The organism is Streptomyces sp. enrichment culture, from assembly GCF_964273255.1.
Taxonomy (GTDB): Bacteria; Actinomycetota; Actinomycetes; order Streptomycetales; family Streptomycetaceae; genus Streptomyces.
This window is the reverse complement of record NZ_OZ186835.1, coordinates 5,072,428-5,086,925: the sequence shown is the minus strand read 5'-3', so window position 1 is coordinate 5,086,925 and position 14,498 is coordinate 5,072,428. Positions and strand designations below refer to the sequence as shown.

Here is a 14,498-nt window from a genome sequence, read left to right as displayed (position 1 = left end):
CCCCCTAGCTCGCGGCCTGCCGGTGCCGTGCGGGCGTGCCGCGCACCTCCAGCCGCTCCAGCAGCTCGGCGGTGGCCTCGGCGACGGCCTCCACGGCCCGGTCGAAGACCTCGCGGTTGTGGGCGGCGGGCGCCCGGAAGCCGGACACCTTCCGCACGTACTGCAGGGCGGCGGCCCGGATCTCCTCCTCCGTGGCCTCCTCGGGCAGGGCGGGCGGACGCAGGGTCTTGATACTCCGGCACATGACCCCAGTCTCGCTCCGCGCCCCCGCCCCGCACCAGCGCCCGGCGGGCCCCGGCTCAGTCCTCGTCGAGGTCGACCCGCCAGTCGTTGGACGTGATCGGACGGCCCTTCGGATACTCGAACGTGACCTCGCCCAGCAGGGTGAAGCCCGCCTTGCGGCACACCGCGTTGGACGCCGCGTGGGTGGCCTTGGGGAAGGCGTGCAGCCAGCGGTGGCGGCCGGCGGCACGGGCGGCGCCGACGACCGCGCGGGCGGCGGCCGAGGCGAGGCCGCGGCCCTGGAACTCGGGCAGCACGGCCCAGCCCGTCTCCCAGACCGTCCCGTCCCGCCACTGCCGTTCCCAGAAGCCGATGGAGCCCACGGTCTGCCCGTCGCCCTCCAGGGTGACCCGGTACATCCGCCCCGGCTCCAGGGTCAGGTACCGCTCGTGCCGGGCGAGCAGCTGTTCCTCGTCCTCCGGGCCGCCCAGCTGCTCGGTCATCTCGGGGCTGTTGATGCGCCGCAGCAGCCAGAGGTCGTCCTGCGCCCACGGCACCAGCAGCACCGCCACCCCGCGCGCGTCCGTTCCCGCGGCCGCCGGGGCGACCGCCCCGTCCCGCTCCTCGTTCCCGCTGTCCCCACCCACGATCTCCATGGCGATCACCGTACGACCGGGCGCGGCCGAAGGCGCGGCCGGGCTGCTCACGATCGGGTGAACCTCCCGGCGGACCCGTCGGGAACTCGCCCCTCAGATTCGAACAGGCGTATCATTGGGCCGTGGCTGCGACCTATGACTTCCCCAGTGACCTCCTCGCCGGTCAGGAGGAACTGCATCAGGTCCGGGCCGAGTTGTCGGCCCTGCTGAAGCGCCTCCCCTGGTCGGTCGAGCCCCTCGACGGCTTCAGCGACGACACCGGCTGGCGCCGGGTCGAACGCCCCGCCTCGCCCGGCTGGAGCGAGGACGAGCAGGCCGAGGTGGAGAAGCTGCGCCGGCGCGAACACGAGCTCGCGGTCTTCGTCAGCACCCACCGCTACTGGGACAGCCTCACCGGCGCCGACCGCGTGCACGCCCGGTCGCGGCTCAAACACGCCACCGCCCGGGACGGCGGCTCGGACGAGGCGGCTCCCGGCACGCCGTGACGACGGCACGCCATGACGACGGCAGGGCCCCGGAATCACTCCGGGGCCCTGCCGTCGTACCGGTGGGCGCGGACGGTTTCGAACCGCCGACATCCTGCTTGTAAGGCAGGCGCTCTACCCCTGAGCTACGCACCCGTGACCAGGGCCGTGCCCCAGGTCGAGTGGACAGCCTACATGGCCCCGTACGGGCCCCGGCACACCCGTACCGGGGGCTTTCCCCACCCCCGATACGGGAGCGCGCCGGATCCCCCGGGAGCCCCCTGATCCCTACGGTCGTAGTGCGCTCGCCAGGAGCGCCCGCCGTCCGTCCCAGGGGAGACCGTCATGACCCGCATGACCCGCACGCACCGCACGACCGCCGCCGCCACCGCCGCCGCCCCAGCACCCCTCCCCCGCCGCCGGACGGGGCGGGTGCGGGCCGTGGCGGTCGTCGGGGCCGCCGCGGTGCTGGTGGCGGGGCTGGCGGGCTGCGGGGCGTCGGCCGCCGACGACACGGAACCCGAGCGCCGGACGTTCGGCCTCACGGGCACGACCCTCACCGTGGACTCCGACGACTCCGCCCTGGAGATCGTCGCCGCCGACGCCCACCCGTCCGGGAAGATCCGGGTCACCCGGTGGTTCCGGGGGCGGGTCGTGATCGGCTCGGACCCGAAGGTCAGCTGGTCCCTGAAGGACGACCGGCTGGTCCTGCGGCTGAAGTGCTCGGGCATCATCGCCGACTGCGCCGCCCGGCACCGGGTGGAGGTGCCCCGCGGGATCGCCGTCACCGTGCACAACCGCGACGGCAGCGTGCGGGCCGGCGGCTTCACGGATCCCCTGAACGTCCGCACGGGGGACGGTTCCGTGCACGTCACCGACACCTCCGGGCCGCTGGAGCTGCACAGCGGGGACGGGTCGGTGCGCGCGGAGGTCTCCTCCCGCACGGTGCGCACCCGCTCCGGTGACGGCTCCGTCCGCCTCGCACTGCGGGCCGTGCCGGACCGGGTGGAGTCGCACAGCGGGGACGGCTCCGTCACCATCGAGCTGCCCCGGGCCGCCTACAAGGTGGACACCCGCACCGGTGACGGCCCCGAGCGCGTGTCCGTGCCCCGCGACGACGCCAGCCGCCATGTGGTGACGGCGCGCACCGGCGACGGAAGTCTGACCGTCCGTACAGTGAACTGACCGGCCCGTGTGTTCGTCCTCCACCGGTGGGACAATGGCACCGGGCCGGGCGAACGACAGTACGGGAGAGGGATGTGACGGCGACATCAGCGCAGCCGCACTCGCCGTCGATGCCATGCGTGCCGCGCACGCGTGGCGCCGTACCCCCTCCCCCACCGGGGCCGCCGTCCGTGCGGCCGTCGCCGCCGGCGTCCGTGCCGCGGGCGCGGGCGCGCCGGACCGGCGGTGCCCTCGGTGACGTGCTCGCCCTGGTGGGGCTGCCGTTGGTCGCGGTGCTGGCCGTGCCGGCCGCGTTCACCGGCGGCGGCACCCGGCGCTGGTTCGGCGGGCGGGCGGAGAGCCAGCGGGCCGAGGCGCAGGCCGCGAAGGACGCGGCGGCCGCCGCCTTCTACGAGCTCGACACCGCCCAGCGCGACCTCAGGATCTCCATCGAGACGATCGTCGCGGTCGACGCCTCCCCGGCCGCGCGCAAGGCCGTCGCCGACTTCGAGGCGATCGGCCGCCGCATCGACGAGGCCAGCCACCACTACATCGCCGCCGTCGACGCGCACGACCTCGACCGCGACGACCTGGACGCGTCCGCGGCCTCCCGCGCCCGCGCCGAACTGACCGCCGCCAAGGACGAGCTGGGGCGGGTCAAGCAGGAGCTGGACCGCTTCACCGACGGGCTCGGGCCGCTGCTCGACAAGGCCGAGACGCAGCTGGCCCGGCTGGCGCCCGCGGTGGAGCGCGCCCGGCAGGCCCTGCTCGCGGCCTCCCAGGCGCTCGACGCCACCCGCGACACCGGGCTGAAGGCCGACGACCTCGCGGCCCGGCTCGCCGCGCTCTCCCCGGAGCTGACCGCGCTGAACCAGGGCGCCGGGCAGCACGGGGTGCCGCAGACCCTGGAGCGCGCCGCGCGCGTCACCCGCGAGGCGGAGGCCGTCCGCGCCGAGGCCGTGCGGCTGCCGGAACGGGCCGCCGAGATCGACCGCCGGCTCGTCTCCCTGCGCACCCGCGCCCAGGCCCTCACCACCCGTTCCGAGCAGGTCGACCCGGTGCTCAGCGAGCTGCGCCGCCGCTTCACCGTGGCCTGCTGGCAGGACCTCCAGCGGGTCCCCGAGGTCGCCCGGGACAACGTCCGGCAGGCGGAGGCGAAGCTGGCCGAGGCGCGCACCGCCCGGCAGGAACAGCGCTGGGCGGACGCGACGGCCCTGCTGTCGACGGTGCGGGCGCTGCTGAACACCACCGACGAGGCCGTGTCCGCGGCCGGTGACCGGCTGCAGCAGCTGAACGCGGTGCAGAAGGACCCCGAGCAGGAGATCGAGCGCACCCGGTTCGCCATCCGCGACGCCCAGCGGCTGGCGATGGCCGGACGCAACACGCCCGACCCGCGGCACGCCCGCCCCCTGGACGACGCGGTGGCCCGCCTGGAGCGCGCCGTCACCACCCTGGAGGGCCGCCACCCCGACTACTGGCACTTCCTCACGGAGACGGAGACGGTCCGGCAGACGGTGGCCCGGGTGGTGTCGCAGATCCGCGAGGAACGCGGCGCCGGCGCGTCCTGACCGAGCGGGACACGGCGCGTCCGCGCCCCGGCGCCGCGCGCCCGTACCCGGCCGGGCGCCCTCCGGTTAACCTGGGCCCATGCCTCGCTACGAATACCGCTGCCGGACCTGCGGCGACACCTTCGAACTGAGCCGTCCCATGGCGGAGTCCGCCGCACCCGCGGCCTGCCCGGCGGGTCACGACGACACCGTGAAGCTCCTGTCGACCGTCGCGGTGGGCGGCACCTCCGCCGCCCCGGCCCCGGCCCCCGCGTCGGGCGGGGGCGGAGGCGGCTGCTGCGGCGGGGGCTGCTGCGGCTGAGGCGCCGGGGACGGCGCCGAACGGCACCGGAGGTGTGGCGGACCCCCGTCCGGGCACCCGTCCGCGCGTCGTCCTCAGGCTCCCTTCAGCTCCCCTTCCCTAGCGTGGTCCCATGACAGCCATCGCAGCACACGGGGTCGTCGCCGCCGCGGGCGACAGTCCCGGACCCCAGTGGGTCACCGACCTCATGGAGACGCTGGGCGCGCCCGGAGCGGGCCTCGCCATCGCGCTCGAGAACCTCTTCCCGCCGATCCCGAGCGAGGTGATCCTGCCGCTGGCGGGGTTCACCGCGAGCAGCGGACGCATGGGGCTGCTCAGCGTGCTGCTGTGGACGACCGCCGGGTCCGTGATCGGGGCGCTGGCGCTGTACGGCGTGGGCGCGCTGCTCGGCCGGGACCGGACCCTGGGCATCGCCGCCCGGCTGCCGCTGGTGAAGGTCGCGGACATCGAACGGACCGAGGCGTGGTTCCTGCGGCACGGGACCAAAGCGGTGTTCTTCGGCCGGATGATCCCGATCTTCCGCAGCCTCATCTCGGTGCCGGCCGGTGTGGAGCGCATGCGGCTGCCGGTGTTCCTCGGTCTGACCGCGCTCGGCAGCGCGATCTGGAACACCGTGTTCGTGCTGGCCGGTTACGCCCTCGGTGACAACTGGGAACAGGTCACGGCCATCGCGTCGACCTACTCGAAGGTCGTCCTGGGGGTCGCCGCCCTGGCGCTGGTGGCCTTCCTCGTCCTGCGGCTGCTGCGCCCGGGGGCCGGCCGCCGCAGGCGGACCGGGCGGACCGACGGCCCCGGCGACGCGGACGACGCCGACGCCGACGCCTGCCAGTCCGACGGCCACGGTGGCGGCGGCACCACCGACACCCTCGCCCTGCGGCCCCGCCGCCACGCACCCTCGGACCGGTAGGACGGCCGCCAGGAGCCGTCGGACGGGCAGGGCGGCCGCCCGGGACCCTGCGGTCGGCGGAGCCGAGCGTGGTACACGCCCCCCGCCGAGAGGGCCACGCGCCCTCCGACCGGTGGGACAGAGGTACCCGCCCCGGGACCGGTGGGGCACTGGCGTACACGACCTTCGCCGCCTTCCCCGAGTGGTGCCCCCGGAACCGCCCGGGCAGGGTTCCGCCGGCCGGCCGGACGGGCGGCCCGCGGCGCCTCCCTCGGCGCGTCCCGTGGCGGACGCCCCCGCCCCCCGGCCCTCGCCGGAGCCGGACGCCCCCGTCGCCCCTATCCGGACGGGCGCACCGTCCGCAGGAACTCCCGCAGGATGCGCTCACCGGCCGCGACCCCCCGCTCGGGCAGGGACGTGACCGTGGGCGCGGTCCAGCCGACGTCGGCCAGTTCGCCGTGGCCCGGGCGCCAGCCCCGGTCCGCCGCGAGGAGCAGGTCGGCGTCGAGGAGGGAGTCACCGGCGGCGAGGGTGAGCTCGGCGCCGGTGCGGCGGGCGACCTCGCGCACGGCCGCGCTCTTGGTGAGCGGCTTCGGCACGGCGTAGATCTTGCGGCCCTGGAGGGAGACCGTCCAGCCGAGGTTCTCCGCCCAGGCGCCCAGCTCCTTCACCCAGTCGCCGGGCAGCAGGTCGCGTTCGACGACGAGGTAGGCGAACAGGTCCTCGGCCACCCGGTGCTTGCGCACCCAGACCGGGTCGGCGGTGCGCAGCAGGTGCTCCTGGACCTCGGCGAGCGGCGCGCACTCGTCGGCGAGCCGGGCGGTCACCCGGGCCTGCCAGTCCGGATCGGACACGCCGTCGACCAGCAGGTGGCCGCCGTTGGCGCAGATCGCGTAGGCGGGGGGCGGGCCGGGCAGGTTGATGCGCTGGTACTGCTCGCGGGTCCGGGTGGTGGTGGGGACGAAGACGGCGCTGTCGCCGAGGTCGGTGAGCAGGCGGGCCGCCGTCTCCGTCATGTAGCACAGCGGCTTGCTCTCGTAGACCTCCACGCACAGCAGCCGGGGCGCCCGTGCGTCCGGCATGGTCAGGGCGAGGGCGGCGGCGGAGTAGATGAGGGTGCGGTCGAGGTCGCTGGCGACGAGGACGGGCATCAGCGGGTCACCGCCTTGCCGTCGGCGCCGGTGGCGCCCCGGGTGTAGCGGGGGTGGATGAGTCCGACGCAGGTGTACGGCAGGCCGTCGACCTCCTCGACGGGCACCCCCCGCTGCTCGGCGAGCAGGCGCACGTGGTCGAGGTCGCTGCCCGCTCCGGTGCGGGCGAGCACCTTCCACGGCACCCGGCGCAGCAGCACCCGGGTGGTCTCGCCGACGCCGGGCTTGACGAGGTTGACGTCGTGGATGCCGTACTCCTCGCTGATGCGTTCCACCGCGGCCCAGCCCTCCCAGGTGGGGGTGCGGTCGGTGGCGAGCAGTTCCGCCGCGCGGGCGCAGGCGGCGTCGGTGACCTCGGGGAAGCGGGCGGAGACGGCGTCGAGGAAGGCCACCGAGAGGTCGGCGCCGGCGAGTTCGCGGTAGAACTTGGCCCCGTGGAAGTCGTGCGGGCCGACCAGGTCGGCACGGAGCACGGTGCGCGAGATCAGGCCGGAGACGGTGGAGTTGAGGCAGGCGGACGGGATCAGGTAGTCCTCGCGGGTGCCGTAGGTGCGCACGCAGGAGCCGGGGTCGGCGAGGACGGCGATCTCGGGGTCGAAGCCGGCGGCACCCCCGGCCTTCTCGAACTCCGTGACGGCCTGGGCCAGTTCACGGGTGATGGCGCCCTTGCCGGTCCAGCCGTCGACGAACACCACGTCGCGCGGGTCGTGATGGGCGGCCAGCCAGTGCAGCGCGTTGGCGTCGATGCCCCGGCCCCGGACGATGGAGACGGCGTAGTGCGGGAGGCCGAGGCCGTGCCGGTACTGCGCCCAGCGGCGCATGAGGATGCCGACGGGGGTGCCCGCACGGGCCAGCGAGACGAGGACGGGGCGGGGCGACCGCTCGGCGAGCACCGTCTCGGTGACGACGCCGACCGCGTGGGCCAGGCGGGCCGCCGAGGCGTCCAGGGCGGCGTGGAACAGCTGCTGGTACTGCTCGCTGGGCTGGTACTCGACCGGCAGGGACTCCGCGTAGTGGGCGCCGCCGCTCTGGATGGCCTCCTCGCGCTCCTCGGTCGGCGCCTCCAGCGTGACGTCCGAGAGGTCCTGGAGCAGCCAGCCGACCTCCTCGGGCGCGTACGAGGAGAAGGCGGGACCTCTGAGCGGGTCGGGCAGCATGGCGGCGGGCCTTTCGGGGGCGTCCGGTCGGTCCGGTCGGTCGTCGTCCCGGGCAGTGCGCCGGGGGGCGGGCACGTACGACGGTACGACCGCGAGGAGGACGTGCGGCGTGTGCGCGGCGAGCCGGTCGGTGAGTCCGCCGGGCGCGTGCAGGGCGGGCGTGTCGGCGGCCGAGTCGACGACGGCGACGACGGCGTCGAAGCCCGCGCCGGCCACGTTGTAGGCGTAGCGCTCGCCGGGGCCGTCGGCCGGGTCGTCGTGGGCCGGGAAGACCAGGCGGGTGCGGATCGCGTAGCCGGGGTCGTCCACGGCGAGGACGGGCGAGCGGGTGGTGGTCGAGAAGCGGACGTCGGTGTCCGGGGCCAGGCGTTCGAGTTCCCGGGCGAGGCGCAGCGGCGCGTACATCAGCTCCTCGCAGCCGAGGACGAGGACCCGGCGCGCGCCGGCCGGCAGCGCCCCGGCGAGGCGGGCGGCCATGGCGGGCAGGGCGTCCTCCAGGCGCGCCCGGTGCGCGGGGGTGAAGCCGTGGCGGCCGCCGTCGGGGAGCCCGGCGGGCCAGCCGAGGTCGACACGGAGGACGGGCGGTACGTCCTGCTCGGTCCCGGGGGCGGCGGGGTGCGGGCCGTCCCCGGCGGCCGGGGCCGGGGACGCCGGAGACGCGGCCGGTCCCGCCGGTCCCGCCTGCGCCGCGTCGCCGGCGTCCCGCGTCCCGGCGGCGGCGCGTTCGTGGCGCTCCACCAGGGCCCGTCCCCGCTCCAGGACGTCCTCGGGCAGCCGCACGGTGCCCGAGGCGGTCGTCACCAGGTCGATGCGTGCCCCGATCTCCCGGGCGAACGCGTCCAGCCGTCCGGCGTCGGCGGGCGAGCGCATGTCGACGAGGGCCACGATCACGTACCGCCCGCGCGGGTGGCGGGCGTGCAGGGCGCGGACGGTGTTGAGCACCGTGTTGCCCGTGGAGAACTCGTCGTCCACCAGGACCAGGGGGCCGTCGCCGGCCAGCAGCCGCGGGTCCTCGGGGAGCAGCAGGTGGGACGTGGCGTGCGAGTGGGACTCCTCGAAGCCGCCCGCGGTGGGGACGCCGGGGACGGGGCGGCGGGTGGAGTGCAGGTAGGGGGCGGTGCCCAGGCCGTCCGCCACCGAGTGGCCGAGGCCGGTCGCGGTCTCCGCGTAGCCGAGGACCACCGCCCGGCGGGCCGCGTCGCCGAGCAGGTCGCGGACCCGGCGGCCCAGGGCGACGCCGTGGTCGTGGACGACGGACGGGGAGCGGGGTACGTGCTTGCCGAGGACGTTCGACACCAGCAGGTGGGCCCGCTTGGGGTTGCGCCGCAGCGCCAGGCCCAGCAGGCCGGTCAGCGTGTCGTCGCCGGCCAGCTCCACCCCGAGCCGCTCCGCGACCCAGGTCCCGGACCAGACGTCCGAGCCGTCCGGCGTGGCGTCGCGCCCCGCGCGGTGCGCCCCCTCGTTCACTGCCTTCTCCATGGATTCCTTGCGTTCGTTTCCGGCGCCGGCCTTCGGCGTCCGGCAGTCGTCCGCCGGGCGGCGGACCGCCCGGCCGGGCTGCGGCCGGGGTCCGGCGGGCCGACCGGTCCGGCGGGCGCCGGCGGGCGTGGGACCGCCGGGCCCGGCGGCTCACGGCCGTCGGGCGGGCCCGCCGTCGGCCGCCGTCACTTGGTGAGACCGGCGGCGAGCAGTTCCACGAAGCCGATGTCCTCGTTGGCCACGCCGAACACCTCGGCCCGCAGCAGGGTCCGCTCGGCCCAGGCCCGGTGCGGCTTCACCTCGTTCATCTTGTTGGTGTACGCCGACTTCATGACACCCCCACCGCCCCTTTCCGGACGCAGGATGTCCTGGGCGTCGCTGTACTCCTCGTGGCTGACGACGGACAGCGCGTGCACCGGCAGCACATGGGAGGGGTGGATGCAGGTCTTGCCGAGCAGCCCGTTGGCCTGGTCCAGGGAGATCTCGCGCAGCAGCCCGTCCATGGAGTGCTTGATGAGCTGTTCGCGCAGGGCGACCGCCTGGCCCTCCAGGAAGGGGCTCTGCCGCAGTTGCGGCTTGAACATCCGCTCCTGGACCCGGAAGTACTCCCAGACCGGCCCGGTCACGGTGAACCCGGTGCCGTCGGCGCGGGCGAGCATGTTCACCACGTCGGAGATCACCGAGGCGACGACCTGTATGTCGTAGGCCGTCATGTCGGGGCCCCGGCGCAGGCCGTAGGAGGAGCAGAAGTCGGTCACGCCCAGGCGCAGGGCGAGGACCCGGTCGCGGTACTTGTCGACGGTGCGGGAGATGCCCTCCAGGACCTCCACCCGGGACTCGCGGTAGAGCAGCTCGGGCGACTCCAGCACGGGCATGGCGAACAGCCGCCGCCCGCTGGCCGCCTCGGCGTCGGTGAGGGCCTCCAGGAAGGGCATGCCGTGTTCCTGGGTGAACTTCGGCAGCACGAATCCGGACAGCAGGCGGACGGCGGGGCCGAGGCGGCGCACGAGGTCGGGTATCTGCTCCGGGGTGCGCACCCGGATGAACAGCAGCGGGAGTTCCACGCCCGTCCGGGCGTCCAGGTCGGCGAACTGGCGCACGAGGTTCTCCTCGGCGTCGGTCACGTCCGCGTCGCTGATGGAGTCCTCCAGGCACAGCACCATCGAGACGACACCGCGTCCGGCCTGCTTCACGACGTCGTCGGCGAGGCGGGGGCGGATGGCCGGGCTGTAGAGGGTGGCCCCGAGGGCGGCGGAGAGCAGCCGGCCCGGGGAGTCCGGCGTGAAGGCGCACGGCTCCCGGTAGAAGAGACGTTTCCGCACCTCGAGGGCTATGTGACCGAAATGATGCATTGGACTCCCTCGGGGCCTTTGGTACGGCGGTGACACGTCAGAAGGTGGCCGGTAATAGTACGTACGGAACGATGTCGACGGTTCCCACCGGGCGTTAACGGCGTATGACTCCGCCGTGTCGGCCGCCCCCCGCATTGTCGTGACCAGGACGCAGCAGGCAGGATGACGGCATGACGCACGCGATGCTGAAGGGGTCGAACGTCCCTCTCGAAGCCACCACGGTACGCGCCGTGCTGCGCTGGTCGCCCGGGCAGGGGGTACCCGACGTGGACGCCTCGGCGTTGCTGCTGGGCGCCGACGACCGTGTGCGCTCCGACGAGGACTTCGTCTTCTACAACCAGCCGCGGCACCCCTCGGGCACCGTCTGGCGGCTCGGCAAGAAGCGCGACGCGGACGGCCTGACCGACACGATCCAGACAGACCTCGCCGGCACCGAGCCCGGCGTCGGACGGATCCTGCTGGTCGCCTCGGCGGACGGCGTCACCTTCGACCGGGTGCGCGACCTGCGCATCCTGCTGTACGACGCCCAGACCCCGGACGCGGAGCCCCTCGCGTACTTCGACATCAAGCCGGAGACCGGACAGGAGACCGCGCTGATCTGCGGCGAGCTGTACCGGCGCGGCGAGGGCTGGAAGTTCCGGGCGCTCGGCGAGGGCTATTCCAACGGGCTGAAGGGCCTGGCCACCGACTTCGGCATCTCGGTGGACGAGTCGGAGGCCGCCGCCGAGGAGCCCGCCGCCGACCAGGCGCCCGCACCGGCGCCCGCACCGGCCCGGGCGCACCCCGAGGCGCCGACGCAGCCGCACGTCCCGGCCGCGCCCGAGGTCTCCGGTCCCCTGCCGCCGGAACAGCCGGCCGGGGTGCCGTCGCAGCCCGCGTACGGCTATCCGCCGCAGCAGCCCCCGGCCGCCGCCCCGCCGGCCTACGGCTATCCGCATCCGGCGGCGCAGCCCGCCTACGGCTACCCCCAGCAGCCCGCCGCCGCGGCACCCGCCGCGTACGGCTTCCCGCCGGCCGGCTCGGCCCCCGACCCGGAGTTCCGGCTGCCGCCGCAGGGACCGCAGTTCATCGGCCGTTAGGCCCTGTCGTCACATTCCCGTCTGCCGTGCGGGCGGACGACGGGAATGTGACGACAGGACCTGGGCAGCCCGCGGGCGCCCGGCGGGACGGCGCACCGCCGGGGCGCCGCGCACCGGGGGCCGCCTGCTCCGGCCGCCGGGAGCCGGAAAGGCCGGGCGCCGGTCAGGGCCGGCCGGTCGACGCGGCCGGCGGTCAGCCGCCGGCGGTCAGCGGTCGACCTTCGTCTTGAAGCCCCGCCCCCACTGCAGCCCCCACCCGTACAGCCGGTCCAGCTCCGCCTGGAAGCCGTAGACGAACCGCACCTCGCGGCGGACGATGATCTCGTCCTTGACGTTCTCGATCATCACCACCGCGCAGGAGCGGGCCTGCGGATGGCGCTCGTCCAGGCCGATCTCGATGCGCGGGCCGTTGCTGGGGTAGAGGGTGACCATCGCCTGGGTGCGGTCGAAGGCGGGCGTCTGGTCGTAGATGTACGCGAAGACCAGCAGGCGCTTGATGTTCTCGCGCTGGTCCAGGTTGATGTACATCGTCTCGCCGGACGCCGAACCGAACCGGTCGTCGCCGCTGAGCTTGACGTACGGCGGGGCGTTGACCTCACCGAGGTAGCCGCCCAGCGGCTGGACCACGCCCTTGGTGCCGTCCTGCAGCTCGTACAGGCAGCCCAGGTCCAGGTCGACGTTGACCATGCTCTGGCTGTGCGCGACGACCTCCGGCGGCTTGAGCGCCTTGAGGGGGTGGCGCAGCAGGCTCTCCCGCTGGGGGCCGCCGAAGTCGGACGTCCGCATGCGCCAGCTCAGGTTGATGCGCAGATGGCCGGTGGCCGCCCCCTGCTTGGTGAGGGAGACCTGGCCGTGCCGTTTGGTCAGTTCGATGGCGTTGGTGGCCACGTTGCCCGAGTCGAAGTCCGTCCCGCGTCCTCGCCACAGTCCGTCCAGGAAACCCATCCCGTCCCGCCCCACGTCCTCGTGCCTCGAATCCCCCGCCCGACAAGCGCCGCCCCGGGTGCCTCCAGGGCACCGGACGGCCGACGGGGCGGCCGGCGCGAGAACTGGTCCTCGGCCCGCCGCCCCGTCCAGAGCGTTCCCTGCTGCGGGGTGCCGTCACACCCCGGAGGGCACCTCCGTCTTCTGTTCCGTGTCCCCCTCGGCCGCCGCGAGCCGCTTGTTGCGGCGCACGGACGACCAGAAGGACCAGCCGATCAGGACCACGCCGATGAGACCGGTGATGATCTCGTGGATCTGGTACTGGATGGTGATCAGGAGGATCAGCGCGAGGGCGCCGATGGCGTAGTGCGCGCCGTGCTCCAGGTAGACGTAGTCGTCCAGGGTGCCCTGGCGGACCAGGTAGACGGTCAGGGACCGGACGTACATGGCGCCGATGCCGAGGCCGAGGGCCATCAGGACGATGTCGTTGGTGATGGCGAAGGCGCCGATCACCCCGTCGAAGGAGAAGGACGCGTCCAGCACCTCGAGGTAGAGGAACATGAAGAACGCGGCCTTGCCGGCCAGGGCGACCGCGGAGCGGGGCTTGCCCTGGCGTACGGCCTTCTCCTCCTCCTCGTGTTCGCGTTCCTCCTCCTCTTCCAGTTTGTCCTCGAAGAAGCCGGAGAGTCCGCCGACGATCATGTAGGTGATGAGACCGGCGATGCCGGAGAGCATCACCGTCTCGGCCTTGTCGACATGGGTGCCGCCGTGCTGGTGGGCGTTGGCGGCGAAGGTCATGGCGGAGACGAGCAGGATGATCAGCGCGATGCAGACCGACAGCATGTCGATCTTGCCGAGCTTGGCCAGCGGGCGCTCCAGCCACGCCAGCCACTTGATCTCCCGGTCCTCGAAGATGAAGTCCAGGAAGATCATGAGCAGGAACATGCCACCGAAGGCGGCGATCGCCGGGTGCGCGTCGGTGACGAGTTCCTGGTAGCGGTCCTTGTCGCTGAGCGCGAGGTCGACCGCCTCGATCGGACCCATCTGGGCGCTGACCGCGACGATGACGACGGGAAAGACCAGCCGCATGCCGAAGACGGCGATCAGGATGCCGATCGTGAGGAAGATCTTCTGCCAGAAGGCATTCATCTTCTTCAGGATTCCGGCGTTGACCACCGCGTTGTCGAAGGACAGCGAGATCTCGAGGATCGAGAGGATCGCCACGATTCCGAAGGCGGTCCACCCCCCGAAGAGGATCGCTGCGACCAGGCCGGCCGCGGTGACCGCGAACGACCAGCCGAAGGTTTTCAGAACCACTGGCTACCCCATTGTGTTGCGAACGGGCTCCCCCGCCGCCGTGAGTCGGCTTTACGAAACGTTGACGCCGAAGTCTAGAGCGATGCCGCGCAGGCCCGACGCGTACCCCTGGCCGACCGCACGGAACTTCCACTCGCCCTGGTAGCGGTACAGCTCACCGAAGATCATCGCCGTTTCGGTGGAGGCGTCCTCGCTCAGGTCGTAGCGGGCCAGTTCCTGCCCGTCGGCCTGGTTGACCACGCGGATGAACGCGTTGCTGACCTGCCCGAACGTCTGGCCGCGCTCGTCGGCCATGTGGATGGAGACCGGAAAGACGATCTTGTCGCACCGGACCGGCACCTTGGAGAGGTCGACCAGCAGCGACTCGTCGTCGCCGTCACCCTCGCCGGTCAGGTTGTCACCCGTGTGCTCGACGGACCCGTCGGGGCTCTTGAGCTGGTTGTAGAAGACGAACCACTCGTCCCCCATGACCCGGCCGTCGCTGCAGACCAGCGCGCTGGCGTCCAGGTCGAAGGGGGCGCCGGTGGTGGAGCGCGCGTCCCAGCCGAGACCGACCATGACCTGCGTGAGGTTGGGTGCGGCCTTGGACAGGGAGACGTTTCCTCCCTTGGCGAGTGTGACGCCCATGATGCTGGTCCCTCCCCGGGTTCTGTTTCTCAGGTGGTCCTGCACGTCCGGCGCCACACGTAAACCGTGCGGCGCCGGACGGAACGGCCGTTCGACACGGCCGGCCCCGGGCGGGCCCGCCCGGGACGGTGAGCGTTGCGCTCGGTGCTGC

Annotated in this window: 14 protein-coding genes and 1 tRNA gene; 6 read left to right on the top strand and 9 right to left on the bottom strand. The window is 73.7% G+C overall.

Features of this window, described 5'->3' with window-relative positions; translation table 11 throughout:
- Positions 1–4: 4 nt before the first annotated feature.
- Both ACSU53_RS22045 and ACSU53_RS22040 read right to left on the bottom strand, forming a co-directional pair.
- Positions 5–244: a DUF2277 domain-containing protein gene (locus tag ACSU53_RS22045; RefSeq protein ID WP_437030248.1), complete on the bottom strand. Its 240-nt coding sequence runs from the start codon at positions 242–244 to the stop codon at positions 5–7.
- Between the two features lie 55 nt (positions 245–299).
- Positions 300–878, bottom strand: a complete 579-nt coding sequence (locus ACSU53_RS22040; RefSeq protein ID WP_437030246.1) for a GNAT family N-acetyltransferase — start codon at positions 876–878, stop codon at positions 300–302.
- A 122-nt stretch (positions 879–1,000) separates the two neighbouring features.
- Between ACSU53_RS22040 and ACSU53_RS22035 the strand changes: the two genes are divergently transcribed.
- Entirely contained in the window at positions 1,001–1,363 is a 363-nt protein-coding gene (locus ACSU53_RS22035; protein WP_437030244.1) for a hypothetical protein, read from the top strand.
- 63 nt (positions 1,364–1,426) lie between these two features.
- Here ACSU53_RS22035 and ACSU53_RS22030 read toward each other — a convergent pair.
- Positions 1,427–1,498: transfer RNA gene (locus ACSU53_RS22030), tRNA-Val, on the bottom strand.
- A 198-nt stretch (positions 1,499–1,696) separates the two neighbouring features.
- Between ACSU53_RS22030 and ACSU53_RS22025 the strand changes: the two genes are divergently transcribed.
- The 4 genes from ACSU53_RS22025 to ACSU53_RS22010 all read left to right on the top strand — a co-directional run bounded on the left by ACSU53_RS22025 (position 1,697) and on the right by ACSU53_RS22010 (position 5,282).
- The gene (locus ACSU53_RS22025) at positions 1,697–2,527 is read left to right on the top strand and encodes a DUF4097 family beta strand repeat-containing protein (RefSeq protein WP_437033334.1); all 831 of its coding nucleotides are present in this window, start codon (positions 1,697–1,699) and stop codon (positions 2,525–2,527) included.
- Positions 2,528–2,637: 110 nt separating this feature from the next.
- Positions 2,638–4,074: a hypothetical protein gene (locus ACSU53_RS22020; RefSeq protein WP_437033332.1), complete on the top strand. Its 1,437-nt coding sequence runs from the start codon at positions 2,638–2,640 to the stop codon at positions 4,072–4,074.
- A gap of 79 nt (positions 4,075–4,153) precedes the next feature.
- Positions 4,154–4,375 (top strand): FmdB family zinc ribbon protein, encoded by a 222-nt coding sequence (locus tag ACSU53_RS22015; protein ID WP_437030243.1) that lies wholly within the window; start codon positions 4,154–4,156, stop codon positions 4,373–4,375.
- 112 nt (positions 4,376–4,487) lie between these two features.
- A complete protein-coding gene (locus ACSU53_RS22010) occupies positions 4,488–5,282 on the top strand; it encodes a DedA family protein (protein WP_437030241.1) in 795 nt (264 codons plus the stop codon).
- Positions 5,283–5,599: 317 nt separating this feature from the next.
- On the opposite strand, the gene ACSU53_RS22005 is transcribed toward ACSU53_RS22010, so the two are convergent.
- The 3 genes from ACSU53_RS22005 to ACSU53_RS21995 form a co-directional block, all read right to left on the bottom strand.
- On the bottom strand, positions 5,600–6,412 hold the full coding sequence (locus ACSU53_RS22005) for an HAD family hydrolase (protein ID WP_437030240.1): 813 nt from the start codon (positions 6,410–6,412) through the stop codon (positions 5,600–5,602).
- Positions 6,412–9,048, bottom strand: a complete 2,637-nt coding sequence (locus ACSU53_RS22000; protein WP_437030238.1) for a phosphoribosyltransferase — start codon at positions 9,046–9,048, stop codon at positions 6,412–6,414. Before ACSU53_RS22000 ends, ACSU53_RS22005 begins: the two co-directional genes overlap by 1 nt.
- Positions 9,049–9,233: 185 nt before the next feature.
- The gene (locus tag ACSU53_RS21995) at positions 9,234–10,400 is read right to left on the bottom strand and encodes an HpcH/HpaI aldolase/citrate lyase family protein (protein WP_437030236.1); all 1,167 of its coding nucleotides are present in this window, start codon (positions 10,398–10,400) and stop codon (positions 9,234–9,236) included.
- Positions 10,401–10,570: 170 nt separating this feature from the next.
- Here ACSU53_RS21995 and ACSU53_RS21990 point away from each other — a divergent pair, with 170 nt between their 5' ends.
- Positions 10,571–11,479, top strand: coding sequence for a TerD family protein (locus ACSU53_RS21990; protein WP_437030234.1), 909 nt, complete (start codon positions 10,571–10,573; stop codon positions 11,477–11,479).
- A gap of 207 nt (positions 11,480–11,686) precedes the next feature.
- Here the strand turns inward: ACSU53_RS21990 and ACSU53_RS21985 are convergent, their stop codons facing one another.
- From ACSU53_RS21985 to ACSU53_RS21975, 3 genes are all read right to left on the bottom strand, one after another.
- On the bottom strand, positions 11,687–12,424 hold the full coding sequence (locus ACSU53_RS21985) for a TerD family protein (protein ID WP_437030232.1): 738 nt from the start codon (positions 12,422–12,424) through the stop codon (positions 11,687–11,689).
- Positions 12,425–12,580: 156 nt separating this feature from the next.
- Complete coding sequence (locus ACSU53_RS21980) at positions 12,581–13,720, bottom strand: DUF475 domain-containing protein (RefSeq protein WP_437030231.1); 1,140 nt, start codon at positions 13,718–13,720, stop codon at positions 12,581–12,583.
- 51 nt (positions 13,721–13,771) lie between these two features.
- Positions 13,772–14,347 carry a TerD family protein gene (locus ACSU53_RS21975; protein WP_362089273.1) on the bottom strand — a complete coding sequence of 192 codons (576 nt, stop codon included), beginning with the start codon at positions 14,345–14,347 and terminating at the stop codon, positions 13,772–13,774.
- Positions 14,348–14,498 lie beyond the last annotated feature (151 nt).

Bases quoted from the DNA above. Each gene is read 5' to 3' on its own strand.
- ACSU53_RS22000 (WP_437030238.1), bottom strand. From the start codon at position 9,048: ATGGAGAAGGCAGTGAACGAGGGGGCGCACCGCGCGGGGCGCGACGCC.
- ACSU53_RS22005 (WP_437030240.1), bottom strand. From the start codon at position 6,412: ATGCCCGTCCTCGTCGCCAGCGACCTCGACCGCACCCTCATCTACTCC.
- ACSU53_RS21990 (WP_437030234.1), top strand. From the start codon at position 10,571: ATGACGCACGCGATGCTGAAGGGGTCGAACGTCCCTCTCGAAGCCACC.
- ACSU53_RS22010 (WP_437030241.1), top strand. From the start codon at position 4,488: ATGACAGCCATCGCAGCACACGGGGTCGTCGCCGCCGCGGGCGACAGT.
- ACSU53_RS21985 (WP_437030232.1), bottom strand. From the start codon at position 12,424: ATGGGTTTCCTGGACGGACTGTGGCGAGGACGCGGGACGGACTTCGAC.
- ACSU53_RS21975 (WP_362089273.1), bottom strand. From the start codon at position 14,347: ATGGGCGTCACACTCGCCAAGGGAGGAAACGTCTCCCTGTCCAAGGCC.
- ACSU53_RS22020 (WP_437033332.1), top strand. From the start codon at position 2,638: ATGCCATGCGTGCCGCGCACGCGTGGCGCCGTACCCCCTCCCCCACCG.
- ACSU53_RS22040 (WP_437030246.1), bottom strand. From the start codon at position 878: ATGGAGATCGTGGGTGGGGACAGCGGGAACGAGGAGCGGGACGGGGCG.
- ACSU53_RS22015 (WP_437030243.1), top strand. From the start codon at position 4,154: ATGCCTCGCTACGAATACCGCTGCCGGACCTGCGGCGACACCTTCGAA.
- ACSU53_RS22025 (WP_437033334.1), top strand. From the start codon at position 1,697: ATGACCCGCACGCACCGCACGACCGCCGCCGCCACCGCCGCCGCCCCA.
- ACSU53_RS21995 (WP_437030236.1), bottom strand. From the start codon at position 10,400: ATGCATCATTTCGGTCACATAGCCCTCGAGGTGCGGAAACGTCTCTTC.
- ACSU53_RS22045 (WP_437030248.1), bottom strand. From the start codon at position 244: ATGTGCCGGAGTATCAAGACCCTGCGTCCGCCCGCCCTGCCCGAGGAG.